Annotated in this window: 20 protein-coding genes and 1 pseudogene; 12 read left to right on the forward strand and 9 right to left on the reverse strand. The window is 62.1% G+C overall.

Annotated elements, in window-relative coordinates:
- The first annotated feature begins 2 nt into the window (after window positions 1-2).
- From M622_RS29940 to M622_RS29965, 6 genes are all read left to right on the forward strand, one after another.
- Window positions 3-1,289, forward strand: coding sequence for a serine/threonine-protein kinase (locus M622_RS29940; protein ID WP_021249332.1), 1,287 nt, complete (start codon window positions 3-5; stop codon window positions 1,287-1,289).
- Window positions 1,286-2,191: a fructosamine kinase family protein gene (locus tag M622_RS29945; RefSeq protein ID WP_021249333.1), complete on the forward strand. Its 906-nt coding sequence runs from the start codon at window positions 1,286-1,288 to the stop codon at window positions 2,189-2,191. The genes M622_RS29940 and M622_RS29945 overlap by 4 nt, the downstream gene beginning before the upstream one ends.
- Before the next feature lie 268 nt (window positions 2,192-2,459).
- Entirely contained in the window at window positions 2,460-3,077 is a 618-nt protein-coding gene (locus M622_RS29950; RefSeq protein WP_021249334.1) for a hypothetical protein, read from the forward strand.
- The gene (locus tag M622_RS29955) at window positions 3,074-3,349 is read left to right on the forward strand and encodes a hypothetical protein (RefSeq protein ID WP_021249335.1); all 276 of its coding nucleotides are present in this window, start codon (window positions 3,074-3,076) and stop codon (window positions 3,347-3,349) included. The genes M622_RS29950 and M622_RS29955 overlap by 4 nt, the downstream gene beginning before the upstream one ends.
- Window positions 3,350-3,407: 58 nt before the next feature.
- Complete coding sequence (locus M622_RS29960) at window positions 3,408-4,271, forward strand: HprK-related kinase A (RefSeq protein ID WP_021249336.1); 864 nt, start codon at window positions 3,408-3,410, stop codon at window positions 4,269-4,271.
- Window positions 4,268-5,425, forward strand: a complete 1,158-nt coding sequence (locus M622_RS29965; RefSeq protein WP_021249337.1) for a nucleotidyltransferase domain-containing protein — start codon at window positions 4,268-4,270, stop codon at window positions 5,423-5,425. The genes M622_RS29960 and M622_RS29965 overlap by 4 nt, the downstream gene beginning before the upstream one ends.
- On the opposite strand, the gene grxD is transcribed toward M622_RS29965, so the two are convergent.
- The 5 genes from grxD to M622_RS29990 form a co-directional block, all read right to left on the reverse strand.
- A complete protein-coding gene (grxD, locus tag M622_RS29970; protein WP_021249338.1) occupies window positions 5,422-5,745 on the reverse strand; it encodes a Grx4 family monothiol glutaredoxin in 324 nt (107 codons plus the stop codon). The genes M622_RS29965 and grxD overlap by 4 nt on opposite strands.
- Window positions 5,746-5,875: 130 nt before the next feature.
- The gene (prmC, locus tag M622_RS29975; protein ID WP_021249339.1) at window positions 5,876-6,736 is read right to left on the reverse strand and encodes a peptide chain release factor N(5)-glutamine methyltransferase; all 861 of its coding nucleotides are present in this window, start codon (window positions 6,734-6,736) and stop codon (window positions 5,876-5,878) included.
- Complete coding sequence (gene prfA / locus M622_RS29980; protein ID WP_021249340.1) at window positions 6,736-7,815, reverse strand: peptide chain release factor 1; 1,080 nt, start codon at window positions 7,813-7,815, stop codon at window positions 6,736-6,738. The genes prmC and prfA overlap by 1 nt, the downstream gene beginning before the upstream one ends.
- Window positions 7,816-7,872: 57 nt before the next feature.
- Window positions 7,873-9,126: a glutamyl-tRNA reductase gene (gene hemA, locus M622_RS29985; RefSeq protein WP_021249341.1), complete on the reverse strand. Its 1,254-nt coding sequence runs from the start codon at window positions 9,124-9,126 to the stop codon at window positions 7,873-7,875.
- A gap of 93 nt (window positions 9,127-9,219) precedes the next feature.
- On the reverse strand, window positions 9,220-9,672 hold the full coding sequence (locus M622_RS29990; protein WP_217995312.1) for a YkgJ family cysteine cluster protein: 453 nt from the start codon (window positions 9,670-9,672) through the stop codon (window positions 9,220-9,222).
- A gap of 442 nt (window positions 9,673-10,114) precedes the next feature.
- Between M622_RS29990 and M622_RS40150 the strand changes: the two genes are divergently transcribed.
- From M622_RS40150 to M622_RS30005, 3 genes are all read left to right on the forward strand, one after another.
- Window positions 10,115-10,495 (forward strand): hypothetical protein, encoded by a 381-nt coding sequence (locus M622_RS40150; protein ID WP_157282017.1) that lies wholly within the window; start codon window positions 10,115-10,117, stop codon window positions 10,493-10,495.
- A gap of 115 nt (window positions 10,496-10,610) precedes the next feature.
- Window positions 10,611-11,216: a type IV toxin-antitoxin system AbiEi family antitoxin domain-containing protein gene (locus M622_RS30000; protein WP_021249344.1), complete on the forward strand. Its 606-nt coding sequence runs from the start codon at window positions 10,611-10,613 to the stop codon at window positions 11,214-11,216.
- Window positions 11,213-11,674 (forward strand): nucleotidyl transferase AbiEii/AbiGii toxin family protein, encoded by a 462-nt coding sequence (locus M622_RS30005; RefSeq protein WP_021249345.1) that lies wholly within the window; start codon window positions 11,213-11,215, stop codon window positions 11,672-11,674. The genes M622_RS30000 and M622_RS30005 overlap by 4 nt, the downstream gene beginning before the upstream one ends.
- Here M622_RS30005 and M622_RS30010 read toward each other — a convergent pair.
- From M622_RS30010 to M622_RS30020, 4 genes and pseudogenes are all read right to left on the reverse strand, one after another.
- Window positions 11,653-12,519: pseudogene (locus M622_RS30010) on the reverse strand (IS3 family transposase); the annotation flags it as partial. The gene M622_RS30005 and the pseudogene M622_RS30010 sit on opposite strands and share 22 nt — an antisense overlap.
- A gap of 427 nt (window positions 12,520-12,946) precedes the next feature.
- Window positions 12,947-16,024, reverse strand: a complete 3,078-nt coding sequence (locus M622_RS30015; protein ID WP_021249347.1) for an AAA family ATPase — start codon at window positions 16,022-16,024, stop codon at window positions 12,947-12,949.
- Window positions 16,021-17,841 (reverse strand): hypothetical protein, encoded by a 1,821-nt coding sequence (locus M622_RS0120235; RefSeq protein WP_021249348.1) that lies wholly within the window; start codon window positions 17,839-17,841, stop codon window positions 16,021-16,023. The genes M622_RS30015 and M622_RS0120235 overlap by 4 nt, the downstream gene beginning before the upstream one ends.
- A gap of 603 nt (window positions 17,842-18,444) precedes the next feature.
- The gene (locus M622_RS30020) at window positions 18,445-18,717 is read right to left on the reverse strand and encodes a hypothetical protein (protein ID WP_021249349.1); all 273 of its coding nucleotides are present in this window, start codon (window positions 18,715-18,717) and stop codon (window positions 18,445-18,447) included.
- 283 nt (window positions 18,718-19,000) lie between these two features.
- Between M622_RS30020 and M622_RS30025 the strand changes: the two genes are divergently transcribed.
- The 3 genes from M622_RS30025 to tnpB form a co-directional block, all read left to right on the forward strand.
- A complete protein-coding gene (locus M622_RS30025; RefSeq protein ID WP_021249350.1) occupies window positions 19,001-19,213 on the forward strand; it encodes a DUF4926 domain-containing protein in 213 nt (70 codons plus the stop codon).
- Between the two features lie 95 nt (window positions 19,214-19,308).
- On the forward strand, window positions 19,309-19,626 hold the full coding sequence (gene tnpA, locus M622_RS30030) for an IS66 family insertion sequence element accessory protein TnpA (RefSeq protein WP_021249351.1): 318 nt from the start codon (window positions 19,309-19,311) through the stop codon (window positions 19,624-19,626).
- Window positions 19,626-19,762 (forward strand): IS66 family insertion sequence element accessory protein TnpB (tnpB, locus tag M622_RS40815; protein ID WP_021249352.1); only part of this gene is annotated, 137 nt, incomplete at its 3' end. The genes tnpA and tnpB, both read left to right, overlap by 1 nt.

Genomic DNA, 19,762 nt, shown 5'->3' on the forward strand with positions numbered 1-19,762 from the left:
CGATGAGCGCGGAGCGCATTGGCAAGTACGAGATTCGCCGCCCGCTCGGCGAAGGGGCCACCAGCATCGTCTTCCTGGCCTGGGACCCCTTCAATCTGCGTGAGGTGGCGATCAAGCAGCTGCGCCCCGAAGTGCTCAAGGACCGCGAGCGCGGTCGCCTGTATCGCCAGCTGTTCGCCAATGAAGCCGCCTTCTCCGGGCGGCTGCTCCACCCCCACATCGTGCAGATCCACGATGCAATGGTGGATGACGACACCGCCTACGTGGTCATGGACTACGTGCCCGGGGGCACGCTCGAGCGCCTCACCCGCGCCGGCTCACTGCCCAGCTTCGAGCGCGTCATCGAGATCGTGTTCAAGGCGACACGGGCGCTGGATTATGCCTTTCACCAGGGGGTCACGCACCGCGACATCAAACCCGCGAACATCCTGCTGATGAGCCCGGAAGGCAGCGACATCCGCATCTCGGACTTTGGCGCCGCGCTCAATACGGCGCGCGAGACCACGCAGATCTCCGGCGTCGGCTCACCCGCCTACATGTCGCCACAACAGGTGCGCGAAGTGCCGCTGGACCATCGCACCGACATCTATTCGCTCGGCGTGGTGATGTTCGAGCTGCTCACCGGCCGCCTGCCCTTCGAGAGCGACAACAACTACAGCCTGCTCTACCGCATCGCCAACGAGACCTTGCCGCTGCCGTCGGACCTGCGCCCGGACGTACCCGAAGCGCTCGACCGCATCGTTCGTCGCGCCACCGAGTCCGACATCGAGCACCGCTACCAGGACTGGGCCGAGTTCTCCCACGACCTCGCCCTGGCGTTCCGCAATCACAGCGTCGAGATCGGCCGCGACTCGGTGCCGGAAGCAGAGCGCTTCGACACCCTGCGCACGATGCAGTTCTTTCAGGAGTTCTCCGACGCCGAGCTGTGGGAAGTGATCCGCGTGTCACAGTTCAGCCGGGTGCAGGCTGGCACGCTGATCATGAAGGAGGATGAGGGCGGCGATTCGATCTGCTTCATCATCGATGGCGAGGCGCGCGTGAAGAAGCGCGGGCGCTTGCTGCATGTACTGAGCGCGGGCGAGTGCTTCGGTGAAGTGGCGGTGTTCTCGGCCGCGGCGGGTGTGCGCTCGGCCTCGGTCGAAGCCGCCACCGAAACCCGGCTGCTGACCCTGCGCGCCCACGCCCTGCGCCGCGCCAGCAACGTCTGCCGCATGCATTTCTACAAGGCCTTCCTCGAGGTGCTGGCGACCCGTCTGTCGCACGCCAGCGCCCGCCTCGCCAACCTATGAACCACCCTGCCCTGCCCCTGATCGAACACGCCATCCGCGAGCGCGTCGGCCACCAGTTCAGCATTCGCAGCACGCGCGCGGTGAGCGGCGGCGACATCAACGACACCGTGGTCGTCGCCGATGGGGCGGAGCACTATTTCGTCAAGCTGGGCAAGGCCGAGCGCCTGCCCATGTACGAGGCCGAAGTCGACGGCCTGCTGGCGCTGGCGGCGACGGGCTGCATGCGCACGCCAGTGCCGATCGCCTGCGGCGACGATATGGAGCACGCCTTTCTGGTGCTCGAGTATCTCGAACTACAGCCCTTGCAATCCGACGAAGACGGTGCCCGCTTCGCGCAGGCGCTGACGCAGCTGCATCAGAACACCGGCGCGCAATTTGGCTGGCGACGCGACAACCATCTCGGCAGCACGCCACAGCTCAACACCCCCACCGACAACTGGGCGCTGTTCTTCATCGAGCATAGGCTGCGCCCGCAGTTCGCCCTCGCACGCGCAAACGGCTTCAGCGGCGAACTGCAAAAACAGGGCGAGCGCCTGTTCGCTCGAGTACCGGCCCTGTTCCTGGACTATCGCCCGCGCGCAAGCCTGGTGCACGGCGATCTCTGGCACGGCAACGCGGCCATGCTCGCCGACGGTACGCCCGCAATCTTCGACCCCGCGGTGCATTACGGTGACCGCGAAGCGGATCTGGCCATGAGCGAATTGTTCGGCGGCTTTCCGGGGCGCTTCTACGCTGAATACCGTCGCCTCTGGCCGCTGGCGGAAGGCTACGAAGAGCGCAAGCTGCTCTACAGCCTGTATCACCTGCTCAACCATCTGAACCTGTTCGGACGAGGGTATCTGAGAGAGACGCTGCGTCTGGCGACGCGGCTCAACACGCATCTGTCCATGCAAAGGATTTGATCAGCGCAGGCAAATGCAGCGCCCCGTTCCAGGCCACAACGCCCACAGCACCTGTCGGGTTTTTTTACATGTCACGCAAGAAACACGCTGAATGGAGCCCCGGAACGCACAGCATCGTGCACAACAGCCCGCCACCACTGCCACTCAAAGAACCTTGCACGATTCTTGCTTATGTCTACTCTGTCACGATCCGTCCGGTTTTCACGGCGGATGGAGAAATGGCGTGCTATTTTAATCCTCAAGATAGGTGCACCTTGTTGGTGATGCGATGACCCAGACTCAAGTAAAAAACGCTTCCGATAGCGATGCCGCGAACGAACAAGCCTCCGGGCTGAGTGTGCGCCGCCGCAAACTGCTGGGCGGAGTGGCGGCCAGCCCCTTGCTGCTGAGCGTCGCGAGCCGTCCGGTCTGGGCCCAGGGCGGGATGTGCACGCCTTCGGCACTGGCGTCTGCAAACCTGTCGGGACAGCATGGCTTCACCGGCTGCGGCATCTCGGCGGGATTCTGGAAAACAAAAAAGAACTGGTGGCCAACGCCCTCCAACACTGCGTTTCACTCCATCTTTCCAAAGATCCGGTACAACAACATCATCATCCACGAGCTGAACACGTTCGGTGGTCCGACTACGCTCGGTGACGTCATTGATGGAGCCTTTACTGGCGAAGATCCCGGCAACCTGGCATTCATCTTGATTGGCGCCTACCTCAATGCGCTTGCTTTCCCAAGCGGCGGCGGGGCACCAGGGTATGCGTATACCGCACAGCAGATTGTCAATGCCTACGGCCTGCTCGACCACGGGACCAAGCCTGCTTTCATAACCCTGAAAGACACGCTTGATATTGCGAACAACACGTATGATGCGACCACGGCAAAGCCTTGGGATTGAGCGCGACACCTGATCAAGACCTGCAGCTTGATGCGGATTTTCGCGAGTTCCGGATCTGGGATGGAGATGTGGTGCTCTATGACAGTCAGAGCGGAAACACGCATCGCCTGCTTCACCCGGCCGGGCTCATCATCGACGCTCTGAGCCGCGCTGAACGACTCTCACCCCTTGCACTGTACGAGACCTGTTCAAGCGCACATGCGCTCGATCGAGGTGCTTTCGAGCAGACTCTGACGCTGTTGATCGACCTGGGCGTCCTGGCCCCTTCCTGACTTGTTACTTGGCGACCTGACTCACGATCAGCTCTCGAGCTGCCTGCGCGGAAACGGCTTGCGCCTGCAGACCGGACCCTTCGTGTTCCGCATCAACTCCCCTCTGCCCAAGGTCGCTGAAAGCCTCCATCTGCTCTACGACGCCTTCCCGCTCGCAGAACCCGACGCCTTTGCCGATTTTCATGTGCGCATCCGCATTTCCTCTGGTCTGCGGCGTGTACTGCGGCCGCAATCCATCTTTGATCTGGACGGCATCGAGCCCTTCAAGCCCTTGCCCGGCAAGCAGGCTTTCGCCCTGCTCGAGTGGGGCATGAACTGGTGCATCTACAGCCATGCCCACCAGTTCCTGATCATCCATGGTGCTGTGCTGGAAAAACACGGCCGTGCCATCCTGCTGCCCGCCCCCTCAGGCTCCGGCAAGAGCACCCTGTGCGCAGCCCTGATGTGCCGCGGCTGGCGGCTGCTGTCGGACGAGCTCATCCTGATCGACCCTGAGACGGCCGAGATCCACTCCCTGTGCCGCCCGGTCAGCCTCAAGAACCGCTCGATCGATGTCATGCGCGCCTTCGCACCCGACGCCCTCATCACCGCCCCCATCCCGGACACCTCCAAGGGCACGGTGGCACACATGCGGCCAAGCGCAACGAGCTTCGCCGGCATTCAGGACCACGCCCTGCCCTGGCGGGTGGTGTTTCCGCGCTACCGTGAACACAGCGCAACGCAGATCTCGCCGCTGTCTCGGGCAGACACCTTCATGCGCCTGGTGGACAACGCGTTCAACTACACCTTGCTCGGCACCCTCGGCTTCCGGACACTGGCCCGGGTGATCGACCGTGTGCAGGGCCTGGACGCCGAATACAGCGCACTGGACGACATCATCGCGCGCCTGGATGCGCTGGTGGCCGCAGAGGTCGCGCGATGAGTCTGCCCGCCTGCCTGCTGATCGAGACCCTGCTCGCACCCGAGCGCGCGCCAGTGCTGACGATGGCCGAATGGGAGACCCTCATCGGCCAGGCACGCGCCTCCCAGCTGCTGATCCGGCTGGCAACGCTACTGCGAGAACAAAGCCTGTTGCAGGATATCCCGCCCGCGCCACGGCGCCATCTGGAAAGCAGCCTGCGCCTGCACCAGCGCCAGCTGCAGGCGGTACGCTGGGAGGTGGAGCACCTGATGCTGGCATTCAGGCAGGCCGAGATACCACTGGTCTTGCTCAAGGGCGCAGCCTACGCCGTGGCCGAGTTGCCACCGGGGCGATGCCGGATGTTCAGTGACTTCGATGTCCTCGTCAGGCGCGATCAGCTCGAGCGCATCGAGACCATCCTGATGATGCACGGCTGGTCCTCGGCGGACCAGAACGAGTACGACCAGCGCTACTACCGGACCTGGATGCACGAACTGCCGCCGATGCGCCACATCCTGCGCCAAAGCGTGATCGACGTGCATCACAACCTGATACCCGACACGGCCCGCCTGCGCCCTGATCCGGAACGGCTGCTGGCAGCCTCGGTGCCCTGCGCCCACCGGCCTGAAGTCCGCGTGCTGTGTGGCAAGGACATGATTCTGCACAGCGCAGTCCATCTCTTCCACGATGGCGAATTCGATCACGCCCTGCGCGACCTGTTCGACATTCGCGACCTGGTCGCGCACTTCATCACGGATGAGGACCGCTGGCGCGCACTCATCGCGCGCGCCGAGGAGCTGAAACTGTCACAGCCCCTCCATTACGCGCTTCGCTATCTGCAGCGCACGCTAAGGGTGAACATTCCGCATGCCGTGCACACCGTCCTGCGCCGGAACGAGCCTGGAAAGCTCGGCGTCGGCGTGCAGGACAGCGTATTCGGGCGCGGCCTGCTGCCCAAGCACGGAAGCTGCGACGACAGACTCTCCGGGCTCGCCAGAACAGCCCTGTATATCAGGGGCCATGCCCTCAGGATGCCGCCCAGGCTGCTGCTGCCGCACCTGCTGCGCAAGGCGCTGATGCGCAGCAACCTGCTCGCGGACCCGGCCGCCCCGCGCCGCCAGGAACCCCTGGCAGGCGCTGCGACATCCACGGCCGGGAGGCCGCGACGACCTTAAGCGGCGGCGCCGGCGTCCTTCAGCAGCTGCTGCAGCTCACCGTTCTCATACATCTCGCGCATGATGTCGCTACCGCCGACGAACTCGCCCTTGACGTAGAGCTGCGGGATGGTGGGCCAGTTGGAAAAAGCCTTGATGCCCTGGCGGATCTCATCATCGGAGAGCACGTTGACCGCGAGCACCTCCTGCACACCACAGCCCTTCAGGATCTGGACGGCGGCAGAGGAGAAGCCGCACTGCGGGAACTGCGGCGAACCCTTCATGTAAAGCACCACGTCGTTATTGGTGACCTGGTCGCGGATGACGTCTTGAACGCTCATGATTGTCGCCTTAAAAGTTGAGTTTAATAGTCGGGTAATTCTAGGGATACGGCTGCCCAGCGTCAATATCAGTTTTGGCCAAAACACAGCCAGCGCATGGCCACAGGCTGGTCGGCATCCGGACCGGGGCTCAGACCCGTCCCAGCCAGCGTCCACCGGAGACACGCTCGATGCCGGCGATATCCTTCCACGAGGCGATGGCAGCGAAGCCGCCATCGGCCAGCAGGCCGCGAACGGCAACGGCCTGATCGTAGCCGTGCTCGAGAAACAACCAACCATCCGGCTCCAGCCGCGCCGGTGCCTGCATGACGATTTCGGCGAGATCGTCCAGGCCCGCCGGGCCGGCAGCGAGCGCCCCGGGCGGCTCGAAGCGCACATCGCCCTGTTCGAGGTGTGGATCACCCGCCGCAACGTAAGGCGGATTGGCCACGATGAGATGGAAGCGCTCTTCACCCAAGGCGGCGAACCAGTCACTGTGGACGAAGGACACGCTGGCGCCCAGGCGTGCGGCGTTGGCCATCGCCACCCACAGCGCCTCGCGTGAGCGATCCAGCGCAATCACATCCGCATCGTCCAGCTCCAGCGCCAGCGTCACCGCCAGAGCGCCGCTGCCTGTCCCCATGTCGAGCACGCGCATGTCCTTGCGGCCCGCAAAATGGGCGAGCGCCAGTTCCACCAGCAGCTCGGTGTCGGGACGCGGAATCAGCACCGCCGGCGTGACCATGAACTCGCGCCCGAAAAACTCGCGCTCACCCGTGAGATAGGCAACCGGCTCGCCCGCCATGCGGCGCTCGACGAGCGCGCGATAGGCGCTCCAGTCCTCGCCGTCCAGTCGCTGCTCCGGCCAGGCCACCAGCCGCGCCGCAGGACACTGCAGCACAAAGCGCAACAGCACGCGCGCGTCCATGAGCTCGATGCGCGTGCGCGCCCATCCCAGTGCGCCGGCGATGTCCACGCTGCCGGGGGCCTGCGTTGGCTCATTGGCGCTCATCAGTCGTCCCCCAGTGCGGCGAGCAGCTCGGCCTGATGCTCCAGCGTCAGCGCGTCGATGAGTTCGTCCAGATCGCCCTGCATGACGTCATCGAGCTTGTACAGCGTGAGGTTGATGCGGTGATCGGTCACCCGCCCCTGAGGGAAATTGTAGGTGCGGATGCGCGCGGAGCGGTCACCGCTGCCGATGAGGGTCTTGCGCTGCGCGGCCTCCGCGCTGTGCTGGGCGTGCACCTTGGCATCGTAGAGGCGCGCCGCCAGCACCGCCAGCGCCTGCGCCTTGTTGCGATGCTGTGAGCGATCGTCCTGACACTCCACCACGATGCCGGAGGGGATGTGGGTGATGCGCACCGCCGAATCGGTCTTGTTGATATGCTGCCCGCCCGCCCCCGAAGCGCGGAAGGTGTCGATGCGCAGATCGGCCGGGTTGATGTCCACCGCCGTCACCTCATCGGCCTCCGGCAACACCGCGACGGTGCACGCCGAAGTGTGGATACGGCCCTGGGTCTCGGTCACCGGCACACGCTGCACACGATGGCCGCCAGACTCGAACTTGAGCCTAGAAAAGGCACCACTACCGCTGACGCGGGCGATCACTTCCTTGTAGCCACCCAGATCGGACGCGCTCACCGACACCAGCTCGACTCGCCAGCCGTGCTGCTCCGCATAGCGCGCGTACATGCGCAGCAGGTCGCCGGCAAACAGCGCCGCTTCGTCGCCGCCGGTGCCGGCACGGATCTCGAGAAAGAGGTTGCGCCCGTCGTTGGGGTCACGCGGCAGCAGCGCGCGCTGCAACTCATCTTCCAGCGCATCGATACGCGCCTCGCCGGCCTCGAGCTCGAGCTCGCCCAGCTCGCGCATCTCTGCATCAGCGAGCATCTCGCGCGCAGTCGCGCAGTCGGCCTCAGCCTGCCGGAACGACAGGTAGAGAGCGACCACCGGCTCGATCTCGGCGCGTTCGCGCGACAGGTCGCGAAACGCGTTCATGTCGTGCGCCGCGTCCTCGGCAGCGAGCATGCGGTCGAGCTCTTCCAGACGCCGGTCGAGGTGTTCCAGTTTGTCGCGGATACTTTGTTTCATGAATGAGGCAGTGCCGGTGCTCGCCCCACATGCAGGCGCGCAGACCGGCGCGCTGCGCTAGCCTTGGCGGGGGAGATTGAAGAGCTGGTGCACGAGCTGGCCGACTTCGGCCTTGTGCTCGTCATCGGCTTGGCTGAGGTAGCGCGTCGGTCCGTGCAGGAGCTTGTTGGCGAGGCCGTGCGAGAGCGCCTCGAGCACCTTGCAGGGATCGTCGCCCTTGGCCAGCAAGCGCATGGCGCGCTCGAGTTCGGTCCGGCGCAGCACCTCGGCGTGTTCGCGCAGGGCGCGGATGGCGGGCACGGTCTGGCGTGCAGACATCCAGTGCAGGAAACCATCCACCCGCGTGCTGATGATCTGCTCGGCCTCGATCACCGCCTGCTGACGCGACTCCATGCCGGCATCGACCACCTGCGCGAGATCGTCTACCGTGTACAGGAAGATGTCGTCAAGTTCGCCGACTTCGGGCTCGATGTCGCGCGGCACAGCCAGGTCGACCATCACGATCGGGCGGTGACGGCGGACCTTCACCGCGCGCTCGACCATGCCCAGGCCGACGATGGGCAGGGGCGCTGCCGTACAGGACACGACCACATCGAAGCGCGCCAGAGCGTCACCGATCTGATCGATGCGCATGGTCTGCGCGCCGAAGCGCGAGGCCAGTGCGAGTGCGCGTTCTTCGGTGCGGTTGGCGACCGTCATCGACTTTGGCTGCGCCCCGGCAAAGTGTGCGGCGCACAATTCGATCATCTCGCCCGCGCCGATGAAGAGCACATGCTGATCGGCCACACGTTCGAAGATGCGCGCGGTCAGGTTGACCGCCGCTGCCGCCATCGACACCGTATTGGCGCCGATCGCGGTGGTCGATCGCACTTCCTTTGCCACCGCAAAGGTGTTCTGGAACAGCTTGTGCAGCAGCGTGCCCATCGTACCCGCCTGCTCGGCGTGGCGCACCGCATCCTTTACCTGCCCCAGGATCTGCGGCTCACCGATGACCATCGAGTCCAGCCCGCTGGCAACCCGAAACACGTGACGAATCGCGTCGCGCTGCGGATAGGCATAAAGGTAGGGCGAGACGTCGTTGAGCGCGACATGATGAAAGCGCGCCAGCCAATCAGCCGCATGCTGCGGCTGCTCGGCAGCAAAATAGAGTTCGGTACGGTTGCAGGTGGACAGGATGGCTGCCTCGCGTACCGATTCGGCATGCGCCAGATCGTACAAGGCCAGCGCCAGCTTCTCAGGCTGAAACGCAACGCGTTCGCGAATGGCGAGCGGCGCTGTGTGGTGATTCAGGCCAAGGGCATAAAGCTGCATTCGGGATCAGGTCAGTGAGCGCACTGCGATGGGCGGGCGCGCATTATAGCACCCCGATCGGGGCTCAAAAATTGAGCGGAATCAGCCACTTCATCAGGCGCGCGGGGCACGCTCCGCGTACGCGCAGTAACCCGGTCGCGGGCCGCGCTGAGGATGCCGGCGACAAGTCTCGGGGCGCTGCTCATAAACGCTGCAGCGGCGCGTGAGCGCATCAAGGAAGCGACAATCCCCGCTTGCCCGACGCGCCAGCGTGAAGCGGCTGTGTTTGAAGTTGAAATGCTCGATCAGACCCGCCTTGCTCAGGCGTCGAGCGATCTGCTTGGGCGCTTCGTGCTCGGCTTCGAAGGGCTCAACGAGCGCAAGGCGCACCAGATCCGCAAGCCCGACTTCCACGGGGCATCGTGCAGCAGTTGGCTGAACAATGAGTGCACAAGCCATTGCGATACCGTGTCCAGGTATCGAGCCGATCGATATCGCCAAGACTTGATCGTGCTGCAGTTGCCATACGAAGCTGATCCTGTTTTGCTGATGATCGTGCGCGATCAAGGGCACTGCACACCCAGGCCAAGAACACGGATACGCCGAACCCGCATATCAGCAGTCTCTCAGCCCCGGTCGGAAGCCTTGAGACCCTCGCGCGATTCCGGGGAAGGATTTCGCGCAACCGCACATGCCCATGATTGTAAGTTCAGAGAGGCCGATTGGCACTCGCTGTTGCCGCAACTGCCAGGGAATCTGGGGGCTGCAACTTGGCTTTCCTCTCGTTTGTCGCCGTAATGCCCGGCACGAACGACGAAAGGAAATGCCATGCAAACCGAACCCGCCTTCACCGAAACGGAGCTTGCACATCGGTGGAACGTCAGCATCAAGACCCTGCAACGCTGGCGCAGTGAAGAACGCGGCCCGCCGTATATCAAGCTCTCAAAGGCCGTCCGCTACCCAGTGGATGAGATCGTCACCTATGAACAGATCAATCCGTTACCTTCTGATGGAGGTCGAGGCCTTCGAGCGCAAGGCTCGGGTCACTTGGAAATCCCCAACCGGACGCCCTTTGTCCGAATCGTCACCCACAGCACGCGAAGACGCCATCAAGCAGATGATGCAGAAGCGGGCCACACGCCGCGATCAGGTTTTTTACTCCGCCAAGGACGTGGTCGACATCACTGGCTTGCCCGGTTACTGGATTCACCAGAATCAGGAACGCCTGCGGCTCGGCATTCCTTTCTACCGAATCGCAAACGGTGACGTCATCCGCTTCAGCATCGAGGAGATCTTCCTCTGGGAGATGCATCACCTACGCCCATGCCGATACCCGGTCGACAGGGGCATTGATGTCAAAGAACAGCGGGGGCACCCACCTGCCACCTGAGAGGAAGGGGGGGGCGAGGCTGGCCGCCGCACCTACAGGTCGAGAATTCCCGTCACGTGTTCCTATTTTTCGTCGAATTGTTTCTTTAGACGAAAATATGGAACATACTCCACCCATGCTCTCCAGTACCCACAATCAACGCGTCCTCGATCTGGCCAGCCAGAAGGGGCTACTGCGCGCCAGCGATCTGGACGCCATCAGTGCGCCGCGGGTCGTTCTGACGCGCCTGACCGCTGCGGGTCTACTAGAGAAGGTGGGGCGTGGCCTGTACCGTCTGCCGGATGCACAGGTTTCGGAATTCGAGAGCCTTGGCACCATCGCCACCAAGGTACCTCAAGCGGTGTTCTGCCTGCTTACGGCGCTGCAGTTTCATGAGCTGACCACGCAACTGCCGCGTCAGATCTGGATCGCCATGCCTCGGGGCAGCCACCCGCCCCGTGTCGACTACCCGCCCGTCAAGATGGTGCAGTTCACGGGCGATGCCTATTCGGCAGGGATTGAGGAAGTCGAACGCGACGGTGTCCGGCTCCGGGTGTACAGCGTGGCCAAGACCGTGGCGGACTGCTTCAAGCACCGCAACAAGATCGGGCTGGATGTGGCGCTGGAGGCCCTGAAGGACGCCCGGGCGCGCAGCAAGGCCTCCGTCGACGACATCTGGCGTTTCGCCAAGATATGCCGCGTGGCCAATGTGATGCGCCCCTACCTGGAGAGCGTCGGATGAGTGCGGCCACCCCAAATGTCGCGGCATCCGTCCATGCGCGTCTGCTCAATGTCGCCAAGGCGCAAGGCGTCGATTTCAATCAGGTGCTGGTGCGCTTCGCCTTGGAGCGCATCCTCTACCGGCTGACCCAGTCGCCGCACGCGGACCGCTTTCTGCTCAAAGGTGCGCTGCTGTTCACGCTCTGGTACGACATGCCACACCGGGCCACACGCGACGCCGATCTGTTGGGTTTCGGTGCCAGTGATCTGGAGTCAGTGGCCCAAGTATTCCGGGACATCGCAGCTGTACCGGTCGACGACGGCATCGTGTTCGACCCAGCCTCCGTCACGGTCGAGGAGATCCGCAAGGAAGCTGGCTACGGCGGCGTTCGCGTGATCATTGCGGGCGATCTGGCCAGTGAATCGCCCCGGGTTCCGTGGAGGCTGGTTGGTTTAAGTCAGGCCATGGCGGTGGCCTGACTGGAGAGTTGCTTGTAGTAGTTTGCCTCAGCCTCTGCGGGCGGGATATAGCCGATGGGTTCAAGGAGCCTGTGGTGGTTAAACCAGGACACCCATTCCAGCGTTGCCAGCTCGACGGATTCCTTGGTTTTCCAGGGCGCTCGCCGGTGGATCATCTCCGCCTTGTACAAACCATTAATCGTTTCTGCCAAGGCGTTGTCGTAGCTGTCGCCCTTGCTGCCGACTGACGGCTCGATGCCTGCTTCGGCCAGCCGCTCGCTGTAGCGGATCGAGACGTACGAGTGGTGGATCAAGGCTTCCTCAGGACTTGGCTGGCGGGCGTACAGTGCCTGCTCCAGCGCATCGAGCACGAAGTCCGTGTGCATGGAACTGCTCACGCGCCAGCCCACAATGCGTCGGGCAAAGACGTCGATGACGAAGGCCACATAAAGCCAGCCTTGCCAGGTCGAGACGTAGGTGAAGTCCGAGACCCACAACTGGTTGGGTCGCTCGGCCTTGAACTGCCGATTGACCCGATTCAGTGGGCACGCCGCCTTGCTATCGCTGATCGTGGTGCGCACAACCTTGCCTCGCACGACGCCCCGCAGCCCCTGACGACGCATAAGCCGCTCGACTGTGCAGCGGGCCACCGCGACACCTTCCCGGTTCAGCTGCCGCCAGACTTTGTCGGCACCATAGACCTGCAAGTTTACCTGCCAGACCCGTTCGAGCTCGGGCATCAAGGCCTCGTCACGCTGCACTCTCAGGCTGCGTTGTTCAGGATTGCGCTGCAGGGCGACATGGCGCCGGTAGCCGGACGGGGCGATCTGCAATTGCTTGCAGATCGGCTCGACCCCGAAGGCATCAGTAAGCGCTCCACAAACCGTCACACAATAGTCGGAAATTGCCTACAGTCATCACAGAATAGTTGCGCCGGACTGATTCTGCCGCCGACGTTTCAGCAACTGACTAGTGATCGAATGCTATCAAGGGGAGGCTTCAAGGTACGACACGGACTGTACTCTGCCAACGGGTGCTTGTCGGCCTTTGCTGCCGGTGGCTTGATGGCGTGATCAGGCAGCAATGTGTTGGTCACCTGCCGTTCGAGCGTCGGGCGACAGCGAACGGCGGCTTCTCCGTCCTGCCAACGGGAACTACCGACCCTCAACAGCCGTTCGGCCTTTTCGCCCCAATGACCGGAGTGCAGCGATTGCTGCCCTTGCCAACCGCTGTCGCTACCGTTGGCACTGTAGAGCGGGACGTCTTTGCGTAGCGTACTGTCGCGATCTCACGTCATGTCCGCGACAGCGGCAATTCTTTGAATTCTTCGCCAAGGAACCGAAACTTGTGACGGAAAAGTCCAGCGAGCTTGGTATCCGCGGTCGCAAAGAAGATCTGTCGAGACCCATTGATCGCCAAGTGGCGCAGATGGTCCAGGAACGACAGGACGTTGATGTCATCCACGTGTGCAACCGGATCGTCGAAGAGCAATACTGGCGGGCCGGAGCGAAGGCGGCCGTTCATCGCCAGGAAAAGTGAAAGTGCAAAGGCGGCCCGCTGTCCGGTGCTCATTTGATCGAGTTCCACCTTGCCGCCCGACTTGCGGCGGACGATAGCCAGGGCGCCACCGTCGACCTTCAGTTCAAACTCATTGGGCATGTGTATGCTAGCGAACGTGCGCGCAATCTCCTGCGCGTTCTCGGCAAGAATCTGGTTGGTCAGTTCTCCGCCTGAGCTTTGTTGCGTCAAGGAAATCAGAACGCCCTCGGCATCCACCAGCCGCGTAATCTTCGTAGCGCACACCGTGATCTTGTCAACATGCTCTGCGACTGCCTTGGATTCCTTCTCGAGTGCTGCATCGTTCGACCCTTCCTGTGCGATGGCAGTAGCGACCCTTGCCACAAGCTGCTGGGTCATGGAAAGATCAACCGCAAGTTCGTTGGCGGTCATATTTGCGCCGATCGCCATCATCGACGCGAGCGCTTGCCGAGCGCTGAGCGCGGCTTCCACGTTGGAGACCTGCTTTTGAGCCGCCTTCGCGAGCGCGTCGGCACCGTCGGGAAGCTCGATCGATAGCCGTTCGGCCAAATCTTCGCATTCCCGCTCGATATCAGCCGATTCCTGCAGGGCGTTCCTAGACGCTTCTTGAGAAATCGAAAGCGCTTTCTTGTGCTCCGCTTGCGCAAGGTGCAAATCATCGAGCGATGGCAGCTCAGCCAGTCCCGCTGCTAGCAACCTGTTGGAGAGATCTTCTGCAGAGAGGCCATCGGCCTGCAACTGCTGGATCTGCCTCTGTACCGTCTCAAGGCTTGCCCGTTCGCGGTCTAGCAGTGCTTTCTCCTGATCGATCTGTGCGAGCGCTTCACGAACTACTGTCGATCGAGTGCCGTCACCCAGGAATGCCCGAATAGGATCGAGTGCCGACTGGGCCGAATGGACAACGACCAGTTCCTCCTCTGCCCGCGCAATTTCCGTTTGGAGCAGCGCCGCCTGCGATGACGTGTTGCTGTCGACCTCGGACATCATCCGGATGAGCAACTGACCGCTCTCGAACTCCGTGTGGCAAATCGGGCAGTGGTCGGGATTTGGGACGCGCTGCAAGATGTCTTGGGCTGTCGCACGCAGGCGCTGCATGAGCACCGTCAGGCTGCTCTGGGTTCTCTCTAAGCGCTGAAGAGACGCTCGGGCTGCGGTTGCCTGACGTTGAAGCTCCTGCGCGCGCGCCCGGACTGACGAAAGGGCTACCTCGACGCTCTGGTCCAGCAGGTGCTCCGCGACGTTCGCGCACCTGTCGCTGGCTACGGGCGCTAGTTTTGCCGCTCGTGTGCGGAAGCTGTCTTGCCTCTCCCGCACTTGCTTGGCCAACTGCGCAAAATCCGTGCGCCCGTATGGCAACAGCGCCTCGACCGCAGCGATACGGTCCGCCGCCGTCTGCGTGGCGCGCTGGGCCTTGGATTGCTCCAGTCTGGCAGCCTTGGCGCGTGCATCCAACGCCGAGGCCTTGCTGGCCTCCTCGTTCAGGTTCGCCAAGAGCTGCAGCGCGCTTTGCGGATCGCTATGCAGGACATCGACTGACGAATGACGAAGTAGTTCTGTTGCTGAGACCGCCTCTTGCAACATCTCGCGCAAGGCAGCGATACCGCCTTTGTCTTCCGGGGGCTGTAGCCATCCCAGCCGCTTCACAGCGGCAAGCAATTCCAGGAAGAGACTGTCGGAGAGCTTCGGCGCATTCTTGATGGTATCGACACGTGCAGAAGCCGCCGCCTTCAGTTGCTGACAGGTCTCGCTCTCGCGGCGTAGCCCCTTCAACTCGTCGCGCACTTGTTCCATCACCCGTCGAAGGCGATCGGCCAGGTGCTCAGCAGCCGCTCCGAGCACAAGACGCGTGACGTCGGCGCCGATCTGATCCGAACTCGCCGATACGCTGAGATTGACAGCAGCATCGGTATCAAGAAAGTTAAACTTACCGAAGCTGTCCTGAATACTGACCTTCTTGAGTTCGGTCTTCGCATACCAGTTCGAGTGGCGCGCTCGCAGTCGCGCCGCATCAGCCGTGGAGCAGAGCTTCTCTGCTGTGCCACCCAACTCCAAGGTCACAGCGGTCGGGTCTAGCAAGACGGAGGAACGTCGGTTTCGTCCGCAGTAGGCAAACTCAATCGCTTCGAGTAGCGAGGTCTTTCCCACGCCGTTGCTGCCGACAATGAGATTGACACGCCCCAAAGGGTGGTCCTTCTGCTCAGGCTGGGGCCGAAATCCCTTGATGGTCAGCCGTTTCAGAAAGTGGCCGGCCGCCGCCTTTTCTGCCGGCAGTAGCGCCATCGGAGAGACCGGCCTTGCGGCCTTGTCCTTTGAGCCAGCAACGATACGACGAACAGCGTCGGGTACCGAGATTTCGTCGTCCAAAATGAAACCTAGCCCGTGCTGCTCTAGCGTTTGCGACCAAGTGGTCGCCAGATCCGCTGGCAGTGCGCCAGCGGGCGCGGCCGGGCTACCCTTTCCAAGAAGGGTGGGTACATCGCCTTCCCGTACCACCTGTTTGCGGGCGTATTCGCGATCAGCCTCAACTATGGCTTTCAATCGGCCAAACTCCCCGCGCGCGGCCTCTTCGTCGCTCGTGACGAAATAGAGGTAGTGGCTCCATCGCAGATCCGTGGCGACCTGTGTGGAGAAGTACATCGGCGAAAGCACTTCTTCTTGATAGCGCTTGAGAGATGCAGCCGTTGTCGCCAACCGATCGTTCAGATCGAAGTAGCGGATTGCATACTCGCGCGCGCCGAAACGATCGACCCCGCGGAATACCCCGGGGCTCACGTCTTCGAGATCCGGGTATCGACCCCTGAGGATCGCTTCCACCTGCTGGGCATTGATCATGACCTATCTTCCGCGAAATCCACCGGCGAAGCGCCGGCGGGAATGTCGATAAGATTCATACCTTGCGGCCCGCGAGCGCCATAGTCGTTATCTCTCCGAAAGACAACGCACAGCCGATCCTGCGCACGAACGATCGCATCCGTGAGCTCGTCGCCGTACTTGCCCTGCCTGATGGCGACACTGAGCGCATGGTCTACTAGGGCCTTAGTGAGCTTCTGGTGAATGACATCGACCTCCGCATCGTCAGCCTGATCAGCCAGATATACGAGCGCGGCCGATCCGCGCCCTCCTGCGGACGGCTCTACGTTGTGGTGCGGCGCCTCCCGGCGCCATGCAAAGCGGAAGCCGTCAGCCAGATCCCGCACAGGCGCGGGCCATGGCACAGGATTCTGAGTCAGTCTGATCGCGTCATGTGCGCGCTGCAGTCGCCTTCTGCGAAAGGCGACGCCCGGTCTCGTAGGTTCGATCTCCTGATGGACCGTCACCCTTCGAATCGATTCCTCGTCCCTATCCAGTTGGAACGCATCGAGCTCGTTGACTGCGTACCACGTCGTTGGATTACCACGAGGGCCAACAAGAATTTCTATGGCTCGCTCTACGGCAAGTGGGCTTGCTTGCGCTGTCTGCTGCAGCGGACCTGCAATGGCCTGATAGCTGGCCAGTGCGACCGCGAATCCGTCGTGGGCAATCGCGCCGGCTTCCCAGGCGTCCATGGCTGAGTTCCATGTCCAGCGCTCTTCGACCGCGACAAAGCTCTTTGGCACGATGGCTTGCTCGCCTGCAAAGAGCAGCTTCTGCTTTTGCAGTTGAAGGATCTGACCTTCGTAGTTCAGGAAGAAGGAATGCCATCGTTGTGCCAACACGCTGTAGTAAAGCCCTCGTCGGTGCAGTTCGTCGATCAAGCCATCGTCCGCGCCGAACTTCGCTGGCGGCGCATACCAAGCGGACCCGGCGACGTTCTCCCAGTCGGCAACCTTACCACCGCCCTTCACCTCCTTGACGTTCTGGGCCCAGTTCAAACACAGCAGTTCGACATGGCTGCTGGTGCCGACGGCACACAGCCGCGCACGATAAGCAGCATAGTCGGCGTGAGCAGGCTTCGGATTGAGCTGGATGTGGATGAGCAAGCAGTTGAGGTGAGCCTGATCGACGTGGCTGGAAAAATCGAAAGCATCTGAACAGATGATCGACAACAGACTCATTTTGCCGGCGCCACGATTGAATGCGTATACAGCCTGCCCGACGCACAGCGAAGTTTGCTCAATATCGCGGTAATCCCTGCACGCGACGGTCTTGAACTGCGCAAGTAGAAACAGCACCTTTTGCCCACTGGCGTCTTGGGCCCAGAAAACGTAGAGCAATGTGTCCACGTAGCGCCGTTGCGCCACCTGCCGCGGGTCGAGCAGCTCGTGGTAAAACACGCACTCATTCCCTGCGTTGCAGCGCTCAGCCAGTGACTGGATTTCCACCGGTGGGATGCTCTCACAACCGAGAACCCAGAGAGCGCCTACCGGCGGGCGATGTTGTCCCGCAATAATTTCGTCTACGACTGTCCAGGGCGTGCAGTATTCAGGCGCAACCACCAAATCTGCGTGAGCTTGAACTGCAGCGGAGAGAAAGCCGCTGCAAAGAGCGTGACCGATCCTCGCGTCCGCGTGGCCGACCCGCACGTCATTTGCCTCGATGACGCCTGAGGGCTGCAGCAGAAGGGCACGATAGGGTTCCCGCGCGGGATTGAGCGCCTGCAGCGTAGCGAGCGTAAGCGGGCGCGGACGCTGAGCCAAGACATCCTCAACGTCAACAATTGTGATTGCCACTGAGCCTCTCCTCCAGCAGATGGCGTTAGCGTACCGCTGGGTGAGGTTTGCATCCCAGCAGCGACTTACGCCTCTTGTTTCGTTGGTCGTTCGCAGTGTAACGATTCGGTCGAGCGTACTCGATTCAACTTCGAGCATTGCTCCCGTTGCAGGAGGGAAAATTATCTGATTTGTCGCGCCAGATGAAGGAGACGGAAAGACCCTAGCCTAATGGTCACCATTCGAGTCGGTTGGGCAAGGGCGCCGCTGACTGGCAGTCCAGTTGCGAGACAGGTAGCAACGAGTTGCGAGTTCTGGATAACGACTGGTCTCGCCGCCCGCCGACACTCGGCCGCCAAACTTGAACGACCGCAGTTAGTCTCCTCCCGACGCTCGATCGGCGACCTTGAACGACAGGTCATGGCCGATTGGGTGAGGTCACCAACGGCCGCTTTGTAGAGTTCCAGTTCGCTGAGACGGGATTTGGCTGAGCGGGCGCTCAGGAGCGAGCTGACTGGCCGGATTGGGTCGGATCCAGCCGTTCCTTCCCCGCGGGACCTTCCAGGCTTCCATCGCGCTGTGCGAGACATTGGACAGTCGACGCCGTTTCGTCCAAAGCGCGTATTACAACGCCCCCGGTCTCGGGGACTTTGAGCTCAGGCATAGCTCATCCTGCTCCGTGCCAGGTTTGAGTACGCCCGAGTGCATCAGAAAGTCCGTGATGCTCTTGACATTCGTCCCGGGCGGAACCTCCTGAAGTCTGTACTCCCCGAGATGCGCCGCAATGGCGCGTCGGATCAGCATCTCGGGCGTGATGCCCAACTCGGCGGCCCTCGCCTCGATGTGCTCCGGCGTCGTCTCATTGTCCGAGAACGAGACAGTGAAGACTTTTGTCATGATTGCCCTCTCCGTGAGTCCCGAATCAGTTTCGCTTCGAAGCAAACGACGATCAGCGGATTCGATCCAGGCCAAGCCTACCCCCTCTCCTGTCCTGCTACCCCCTCGTCACAATCACCGACTGCGAGCTTCACGCCAGGCGAAACGGCGCGCTCGCGCGCAAGCACTGGTACGCTGATGCAGAGGATGTGTCCACTCGCATACTGGAAGCACGATTCACCTTTTCCGATAGCGATAGGGCGCAGCCAAGCCAAGCAGCAGTACCACGTGAAGGAGTCATGAGATGGCGACTTTTTCTGATCTCGAGGTTGTCTATGCCCGATTCGGCTTCCCTGACAAAGGGATTCAAGCTGGTCAAGTTGGCACGGTCGTGCATGTATTCAGCCATCCGAGCGAGGCGTACCTTGTTGAGTTTGCTACAGAGAACGGCGAAGCAATAGCGACAGTGGCGGCCGAGCCTCAGGAGTTGGCTCGGCAAAACAGCTCTGTGCCGTAGTAGTAGCATGAGAGTAAGCGCTCCACGAACCCCATCCTTACATAGCCGCGGGTGAGGCGGCATGCTCAGGCTTCCGTTTCTCAGGGAGCACGAGCATGTCGGAGCGCAGCGAGTTCTGGTTGTCGCACCTGTCGGCGATTGAAGCCGAGGGCATCACCACCAAGGCGTATGCCGAGCGTGAGGGATTGTCGGCGCAAGCCCTCTATCAGTGGCGCAAGCGCAGGGTGGCCGAGGCTCGCTCCAGTCGCACCCCGCTCGGGGGGTTTGCTGCGATCCAGGTCGAGCCCTCGATAGCAGCCCGCGCTGGCTGCACGGTGGTGATTGATTCCGGGTTGCGGCTCGAGTGTGCCGCGCTGCCCAGCGTCGACTGGCTGGCCACCTTATCGGCAGCACTGCGCGAGCGGGGACGTTGATGCATCCGGGACACACCCTCGGTGCGGTGTATCTGTATCGCTCGAGCATCGATTTCCGCAAATCCATCGGCGGGCTGTCGGCGCTGGTCGAGCAGGAATTGGGTCTGAACCCGTTCGGCGATGCGCTGTACCTGTT

This window comes from Thauera terpenica 58Eu (assembly GCF_000443165.1).
Classification (GTDB): Bacteria; Pseudomonadota; Gammaproteobacteria; order Burkholderiales; family Rhodocyclaceae; genus Thauera; species Thauera terpenica.

Bases quoted from the DNA above. Each gene is read 5' to 3' on its own strand.
- M622_RS29940 (WP_021249332.1), top strand. From the start codon at position 3: ATGAGCGCGGAGCGCATTGGCAAGTACGAGATTCGCCGCCCGCTCGGC.
- M622_RS30025 (WP_021249350.1), top strand. From the start codon at position 19,001: ATGGCGACTTTTTCTGATCTCGAGGTTGTCTATGCCCGATTCGGCTTC.
- M622_RS29945 (WP_021249333.1), top strand. From the start codon at position 1,286: ATGAACCACCCTGCCCTGCCCCTGATCGAACACGCCATCCGCGAGCGC.
- hemA (WP_021249341.1), bottom strand. From the start codon at position 9,126: ATGCAGCTTTATGCCCTTGGCCTGAATCACCACACAGCGCCGCTCGCC.
- prfA (WP_021249340.1), bottom strand. From the start codon at position 7,815: ATGAAACAAAGTATCCGCGACAAACTGGAACACCTCGACCGGCGTCTG.
- prmC (WP_021249339.1), bottom strand. From the start codon at position 6,736: ATGAGCGCCAATGAGCCAACGCAGGCCCCCGGCAGCGTGGACATCGCC.
- M622_RS40150 (WP_157282017.1), top strand. From the start codon at position 10,115: ATGGAGGTCGAGGCCTTCGAGCGCAAGGCTCGGGTCACTTGGAAATCC.
- M622_RS30005 (WP_021249345.1), top strand. From the start codon at position 11,213: ATGAGTGCGGCCACCCCAAATGTCGCGGCATCCGTCCATGCGCGTCTG.
- M622_RS30000 (WP_021249344.1), top strand. From the start codon at position 10,611: ATGCTCTCCAGTACCCACAATCAACGCGTCCTCGATCTGGCCAGCCAG.
- M622_RS29950 (WP_021249334.1), top strand. From the start codon at position 2,460: ATGACCCAGACTCAAGTAAAAAACGCTTCCGATAGCGATGCCGCGAAC.
- M622_RS29965 (WP_021249337.1), top strand. From the start codon at position 4,268: ATGAGTCTGCCCGCCTGCCTGCTGATCGAGACCCTGCTCGCACCCGAG.
- tnpA (WP_021249351.1), top strand. From the start codon at position 19,309: ATGTCGGAGCGCAGCGAGTTCTGGTTGTCGCACCTGTCGGCGATTGAA.
- M622_RS30020 (WP_021249349.1), bottom strand. From the start codon at position 18,717: ATGACAAAAGTCTTCACTGTCTCGTTCTCGGACAATGAGACGACGCCG.
- M622_RS30015 (WP_021249347.1), bottom strand. From the start codon at position 16,024: ATGATCAATGCCCAGCAGGTGGAAGCGATCCTCAGGGGTCGATACCCG.
- grxD (WP_021249338.1), bottom strand. From the start codon at position 5,745: ATGAGCGTTCAAGACGTCATCCGCGACCAGGTCACCAATAACGACGTG.